Below are 6538 nucleotides of genomic sequence, written 5' to 3'. Positions count from 1 at the left end.
TCATCGTAGAGAAACAGGACGATCGTCGTAGAGAAACGGGACGTTTCTCGTAGAGGAAAAAACAAAAATAGCAACGCACTGAATAGCAATAGATTACAAAAAATAATAAATGTACACTTTTTTTATTGAAAACAAGTAAGGATTGATGATAACAAAAAAATAGAAATGGGAAAATACGCACAAAACCCAGAGCCCATCCCCCCCAATTAAATGTATACGAAAGACCTCAAACAAAGAAACAATTCAAAGAGATTTCTTCATAGTCAACTGATTCTCATCATCCAGACGTTGATAGGAAACTTCATTCATAATACGACGGATGAGAAAAATACCAAATCCACCAATAGGACGTTCTTCAATCGAAAGTGTCAAATCAGCATCAGCCACCACGGTAGGATCAAAAAAATATCCTCTATCCGTTAATAAAAAAATAAGCTGATTTTCATCAGAACTAACTTTTAATAAAATATCATGTGGTTCTTGAACCGGATAAGCATACATAATCACATTAACAACGGCTTCTTCCAAAGCCAGATTTATATTCATTTCCGTCTCTATAGGCAGAGCTAACTCTTCACATAAGTCTTTTACAAAATCAACCAAAACAGTGATTTCTTTTAAATCATTAGTTATTCTTAATTCTTTTTCCATGGTACTATTCTTTTGGGTCAAGTATTTCAGGTTTGTAACATATTAATAATATAGTCAGATCATCACTGGGTTCGGCTTCCTGCACATGTTGCGCAACCGAACCGACTACGGTATTTACCGTCGAACGCGCATCTGACCGAGGAGTATTCGCAGACAGAATTTTCAATAATCTTTCGTCACCATATAATTCTTTAGAGATATTCTCAGCCTCAGTCACACCGTCGGTATAAAGGAACAGTTTATCCCCTTTTTCTAAAATGATTTCATCGTCAGTATATATAAAATCATTAATAACACCTACAAAAAGATGAGTTTTCAAATCTAAAAACGAAACATTGCTACCAGATCGAATTAATATCGGTGGATTATGCCCCGCATTACAAAGTTTTAAACAACCCGTTCGTAAATCAAGAATTCCAACTATCAAAGTAACAAACATACTAGATTCATTACTGTCAGAGATCGAATTATTCATCTTTGTTACGATATCAGCCGGAGATAATACCTGTTGCGACAAAGTACGAAATAAGCTACGAGTTATAGCCATGAATAAAGAAGCTGGAACACCTTTACCCGACACATCTCCTATAACAAAAAAGAGTCGTTCGTTATCAATAAAAAAGTCATAAAGATCACCACCTACCTCACGTGCAGGACGCAAAATTGCATGAATATCTACATCATCACGATTAGGATAAGGAGGAAATACTTTCGGAATCATATTCATTTGTATCTCATGAGCAATAGATAGTTCACTTTCAATACGCTCTTTCATTGCAGTTGTTTGCTGTAATTCCGATACATACGTTGACAAAGAATGTTGCATATAAGCTAAAGAATCATGCAAATCTTTTATTTCATCATTCGAATTGACTTCGGGAAGCATTACATCAAAGCAACCTGTTGCAATGGCGCGTGCCGATTCCGAAAACTTCTCTAATGGCCGCACCAACCTACGGATTATACTATATATAAGTAAAAACAAAACCAGCATGATTGTCAAAGAGGCACATATAAAAAGGTACAAAGTAGAGTCTAACTCATGCAAAATGATAGATCCCGGACAAACTGTACAAACCGACCATCCTGTATTGGCAATAGTAGTATAAAATGCATATGAATCCTTCCCTTTATCATAAAATCTCACAGTTCCGGAGTGCCCGGCCAACATTTCATGACCGATATATTCCAACTGGGAATTCTGTGTATCAAAAGCCTCAGAAAAAATAGTCTCATTCATTATTTTCGTACGATCAACATGCGTCAGAAAGCCACCATTGCGACTAAGCAAAAAGGTATGACTAAATTCATAAGGCTTTAGCTTCCCTACCATATCAGTAAATTGCGACAAAGATATATTAGCAATAAATACGGCATATATTTCACCATTTACATCATAAAGCGGCATTGAGTAAGTACCTACAATAGTATTTCCTCCCCCGGCATCATAGTAAGGTTCACTCCAATAATTCTGTTTAAGTAGTTTGGGGATCAGATACCAATCCATACAAGGATAATCATAATCCTGACTACCCAGTACCTGATAGACAATTTCCCCATCTTTTCCGTTTCGAAAAGAAGCATAGGGCATAAAGTATTTCCCTTTTCTCTTATAATAATCAGGGACAAAAGCAATACCACTCCCCACAATAAGATCATTCTCCCTTACTACAGCAGTAACAATCCGGTACAACGAGTCGGGATTATTCAGATTCGCTTCCAGCATCCAGGTTGATTGTTTCATTGTTGTTTCCACTGTCAGCAACTGTGCACTGATTTGCGTAGACATATTATTCAGCACTCCATGAGTATAATCTACTGCATGCTCTATTATTTTATCACGACTGTAGGTATAGAACAAGAGTATTATAACAACAAAAACAGCCAACGTAAACGAAAGCACATAGATGCTTAATTGAGTCGCAAAAGATTTACAAAAGATATATTTCATAAAAACATGCTTATTTTACAAAATCTTCATAACTAATATGGTTACTCTTTTGCACATTCTCGGGCAACAGATGATTCACAGCACAGTTGAACCCTTCACGACTCAAATGATAAGTGCGCTTACCAGTCCGCCTATCAACTTGTAAACGGAGTACTTCTTCAAGCATCTTACGCTGATGATAACGGTTTGTACCTACATTACAACGATGAACTTGCTCCATAACGATATCAAGCGTTTCTTCCCGGTGTTCATTAGCCCATATCCACCCCCGAATACTTGCACGTACTAATTTACGAACAGCTTCCGGATGTTGGTATAAAAATTCTTCAGTAATATAGAGTCCATCTTCAGGCAAATTATATCCATAGTCAGCAAAGCGCAAAGTACAGGTAGAATCTATTTTCATTCCACATTCAATCAGTTGCGGATATTCATTAAAACTTCCTACCAAACAAATATCAACAGCTCCGGAAAGGAAAATATTAACGCCACTATTAAAACGAACCCATTCTACTTGCAAGTTGTAAAAACGAGCTATCTGATCAAGCAATTTCTGGCTCAAGTGATTCCAAACAGCTATTTTCTTATGTTGTAATGATGAAATACCCTTCAAAGGTGAACGACTTACCAACATTAAATTATTTTCCTGTGAAGTCTGCATTATATTCACGACGCGTGCGCCTCCCATAGCTCTTTCCGTAAGAGCATACGAAAGGTTCATTACTACCGCCTGCGCCAAACCTTTATCTAAAAAAGAAAAAGAGCTTTCCGAAATAAACGGATGGCGAATGTGCACCTCAAGCCCTTCTTCTTTATAAAAGCCCATCTTTTCTGCCACATAATACCCTGCAAACTGTGCTTGGGCAGTCCATTTGGGAGTAATAGTTATAGATTGGGCATTTACTTCAATAACAAAAAATGTCAATAATGACAATAGACCACTTGCTAAATGGATTTGTTTCATTTGTGTATGATAAATTCAACGGATGGTAAAAAGAGAAGAACACCCTGTCATATCAAATATCTTACGAATCTCGGGCTGAACAGCCTCGACCGCAAGACATCCATTATGCAGAGAAACGCTCTTTTGTAATATTATAAAGCTTCGAAGTCCGGAACTACTAATATATGTCATACCTTCACAGTTAATTATAATATTAGGAGTAGTATCTGCAAGCAAAGGCTGGATAACAACATTAAAATCATTGGCATTAATCGTATCCAGTCTGCCTTCTATAGCCAGCACGGTAACGTCTTCTATTTTACAAAGATTTGTTTTCATTGTTGCCTCTTGCCTCGGAAGCACATCAATCCTTTTCATCAATGTTAAATGATTCAATGTACCAATTGTACGATAGCTAACTTCATCCATCGTACGGCGAATAAGGCAAAATCGTAATCCTTCGGTGAGACGTTGCTCTAAAGACATAGTGACATCCGGACTTTCTGCCTGGATAGGATCAAACGAAATACCATCGTCTATAATTAAAAAGGTAAGAACTTGCGAGCTGACTTTAACCCGAAGCACTATTTCGCCTTTTCTACTTGTCGGATAAGCATGATTTATAATATTGATGATCGCTTCCTCAATAGCAAGATTTATACTCATCGTCACACAAGAACTTAACTGTAATGATAACGATAATTCCTCGATAAACTGAGTGATCTTAGCAATTTCACTCGAACTATTACTGATGATAATTTCTCTTTCCATATTTTTTAGATAACGTATCATATACATTTTAATAATTGTCTTGATTGTGACTAGCCGTCAAAGGTATTCGTTGAAAGTCATATAGCGAAATCTGTCCCAATAAAAAGCTTCCCATATCAGCATATCAGACAAAGTGGGACAACTTTCCAAGTTAAGCATAGTCCCATTTTGGCTAAAGTCCCCTAAATGGGACGCATTTTAAAGAAGGATCACTTTGCTATATTCCCGAATGACTTACTTTTGCCACAAAATTAAAAGGTAAAGATGGTCAGTGTAATCATGTTGTGTTTTGAGTTATTGCTTGATGCTATTGGCTTAGTAGCAGGAATCATTGTTTTTATACGCTCTTCCGGCAACAGCATTCAGCGATCATGGGGTATGTTGGCTATCTTCCTATCTCTTCTTCTTTTGTATGACAATACGGAATGGATATGGCTTTTTAATAAAGATGTCCAAAGAATGCCATTATTCACGGAAGTACCTTTAAACCACCTGTCGTTATGGCATATCGTACGCACTGTCGTCTTCTTTCAACTCTTTTCAATCTTCCCCATCGCTTCACTAAAACCGGGATGGATGAATCTGACGAGAATACTTAATTTATGTATTCCCATTTTACTCATTATATGCATTGCATGTTGCTACGAGTTATTTAACGGACAATATACAATCCTCAAATCATTCGCTGATATCAAACAAAACATAACCCGCCAGGATGTTGCCATGCGACTAATACTATTCATAGTAAGTGTTGTAGCGCCTTCTATTAATTTTCTCTTTCCTTATTTAAGGCAGTGGCTTCCAGTCCGGCGAAAACAAAGCAGGGGTATGACAACTTATATGGTTTGCTTTGGACTAATAATGTCCGGATACATCTGGCTAATGTTAGGAACCAGCGGACTTAGCTTTAACCTATTCGGGTATTTTGTTATCTTACCAACTATTTATCTGAATATATTGTATATATATAATGGAGACCCACTCTCGCTGCCTCCATTACCAGTAGAGAATCTACAATCGGAAGAGATAGAAGCTATTAAAGAAATAGAAGTATCCCCAATAGTACTTGAACTTAGTAATCATTTGCAAATGCTGATGAAACAAGACCGACCTTTTATTAATCCACAATATTCTTTACAGGATTTACTTAAAAGTCTAAATACCAATGAAAGCAGACTTAACAAAGCCCTGCACTATGATGGTTTTTCCGGATTCAGAGATTATATAAATTTTCACCGGTTACAATATTTCAAAGAACAAGCTATGGAAAAAAAAGAATTAACAGTCAAAGAGTTAATGTTTAAAAGTGGATTCACTTCACGTTCCAGTTTTTACCGTTATTTCTCCAATATCGAAAAAATGTCTCCAAGTGAATACATGGAAATGCTTCAAAAAGAGAATAAAGCAGTTTCCACTTAACAAATAAGTATTTTTGTTATTGTTAAATCAGATACATCTGAAAACAAAATTCTTTAGCCCCTGTTACTTAAGCAACTTAATATTTATAACCTAAACTTTAAAATTATGGCTAAAGAAAGTGTGAAAATCCTGCAAGGAAAGCTCGATGTAAAAAGTTTAATTGATCAACTGAACGCTGCATTATCCGAAGAATGGTTAGCATACTATCAATACTGGATAGGTGCATTAGTAGTTGAAGGTACTATGCGTACCGGCGTACAAAGTGAATTCGAAGAACATGCCGAAGAAGAGCGTCAGCACGCACAGTTACTAGCCAATCGTATCATTGAACTAGAAGGTGTTCCGGTACTTGATCCTAAAAAATGGTTTGAATTGGCCAGATGCAAGTATGACACACCAACCGAGTTTGATTCAGTCAGCTTACTAAATCAGAATGTAGCCTCTGAACGCTGCGCTATCCTCCGCTATCAGGAAATTGCAAACTTTACCAATGGTAAAGATTATACTACATGTGATATCGCCAAGCATATTCTGGCTGAGGAGGAAGATCATGAACAGGATTTGCAGGATTATCTGAACGACATTGCCAAAATGAAAGAATCTTTTCTGAAGAAATAAGTAGTAGTTTCTTTAAGAGTGGGAAGAGGGAGTTATTCTGTAAAAGGAATAGTCCCTCTTTTTTCTATAAGTAATACATCACAATATAAATGATTATTGGGCGGGGTATTATTGAAACGCAGAATTCTAAGACCTGCGCAAATATTTGTGCAAGAAAAAACAGTTAAATAAGTTAAATGGGTTGC

Annotated in this window: 6 protein-coding genes; 2 read left to right on the top strand and 4 right to left on the bottom strand. The window is 36.7% G+C overall.

The window, feature by feature from the left end; translation table 11 throughout:
* Positions 1-243: 243 nt before the first annotated feature.
* The 4 genes from HCG69_RS20550 to HCG69_RS20535 are packed head-to-tail and all read right to left on the bottom strand — an operon-like array spanning position 244 to position 4316.
* Complete coding sequence (locus HCG69_RS20550) at positions 244-651, bottom strand: ATP-binding protein (RefSeq protein ID WP_221651562.1); 408 nt, start codon at positions 649-651, stop codon at positions 244-246.
* A gap of 4 nt (positions 652-655) precedes the next feature.
* Complete coding sequence (locus tag HCG69_RS20545) at positions 656-2602, bottom strand: SpoIIE family protein phosphatase (protein ID WP_221651561.1); 1947 nt, start codon at positions 2600-2602, stop codon at positions 656-658.
* 10 nt (positions 2603-2612) lie between these two features.
* Entirely contained in the window at positions 2613-3566 is a 954-nt protein-coding gene (locus HCG69_RS20540) for an ABC transporter substrate-binding protein (RefSeq protein ID WP_221651560.1), read from the bottom strand.
* 15 nt (positions 3567-3581) lie between these two features.
* A complete protein-coding gene (locus HCG69_RS20535) occupies positions 3582-4316 on the bottom strand; it encodes an anti-sigma factor antagonist (protein WP_221651559.1) in 735 nt (244 codons plus the stop codon).
* 264 nt (positions 4317-4580) lie between these two features.
* Between HCG69_RS20535 and HCG69_RS20530 the strand changes: the two genes are divergently transcribed.
* Together HCG69_RS20530 and HCG69_RS20525 are read left to right on the top strand one after the other, a co-directional pair.
* Positions 4581-5735: a helix-turn-helix domain-containing protein gene (locus HCG69_RS20530; RefSeq protein ID WP_221651558.1), complete on the top strand. Its 1155-nt coding sequence runs from the start codon at positions 4581-4583 to the stop codon at positions 5733-5735.
* Positions 5736-5840: 105 nt separating this feature from the next.
* The gene (locus tag HCG69_RS20525) at positions 5841-6353 is read left to right on the top strand and encodes a ferritin-like domain-containing protein (protein WP_221651557.1); all 513 of its coding nucleotides are present in this window, start codon (positions 5841-5843) and stop codon (positions 6351-6353) included.
* Positions 6354-6538 lie beyond the last annotated feature (185 nt).

Source organism: Bacteroides sp. K03 (assembly GCF_019734355.1).
GTDB classification, from domain to species: domain Bacteria; phylum Bacteroidota; class Bacteroidia; order Bacteroidales; family Bacteroidaceae; genus Bacteroides; species Bacteroides nordii.
This window is presented reverse-complemented; position numbering and strand designations above follow the sequence as displayed.

Excerpts from the sequence above, each read along its gene's own strand:
- HCG69_RS20545 (WP_221651561.1), bottom strand. The coding sequence starts at position 2,602 with ATGAAATATATCTTTTGTAAATCTTTTGCGACTCAATTAAGCATCTAT.
- HCG69_RS20530 (WP_221651558.1), top strand. The coding sequence starts at position 4,581 with ATGGTCAGTGTAATCATGTTGTGTTTTGAGTTATTGCTTGATGCTATT.
- HCG69_RS20525 (WP_221651557.1), top strand. The coding sequence starts at position 5,841 with ATGGCTAAAGAAAGTGTGAAAATCCTGCAAGGAAAGCTCGATGTAAAA.
- HCG69_RS20550 (WP_221651562.1), bottom strand. The coding sequence starts at position 651 with ATGGAAAAAGAATTAAGAATAACTAATGATTTAAAAGAAATCACTGTT.
- HCG69_RS20540 (WP_221651560.1), bottom strand. The coding sequence starts at position 3,566 with ATGAAACAAATCCATTTAGCAAGTGGTCTATTGTCATTATTGACATTT.
- HCG69_RS20535 (WP_221651559.1), bottom strand. The coding sequence starts at position 4,316 with ATGGAAAGAGAAATTATCATCAGTAATAGTTCGAGTGAAATTGCTAAG.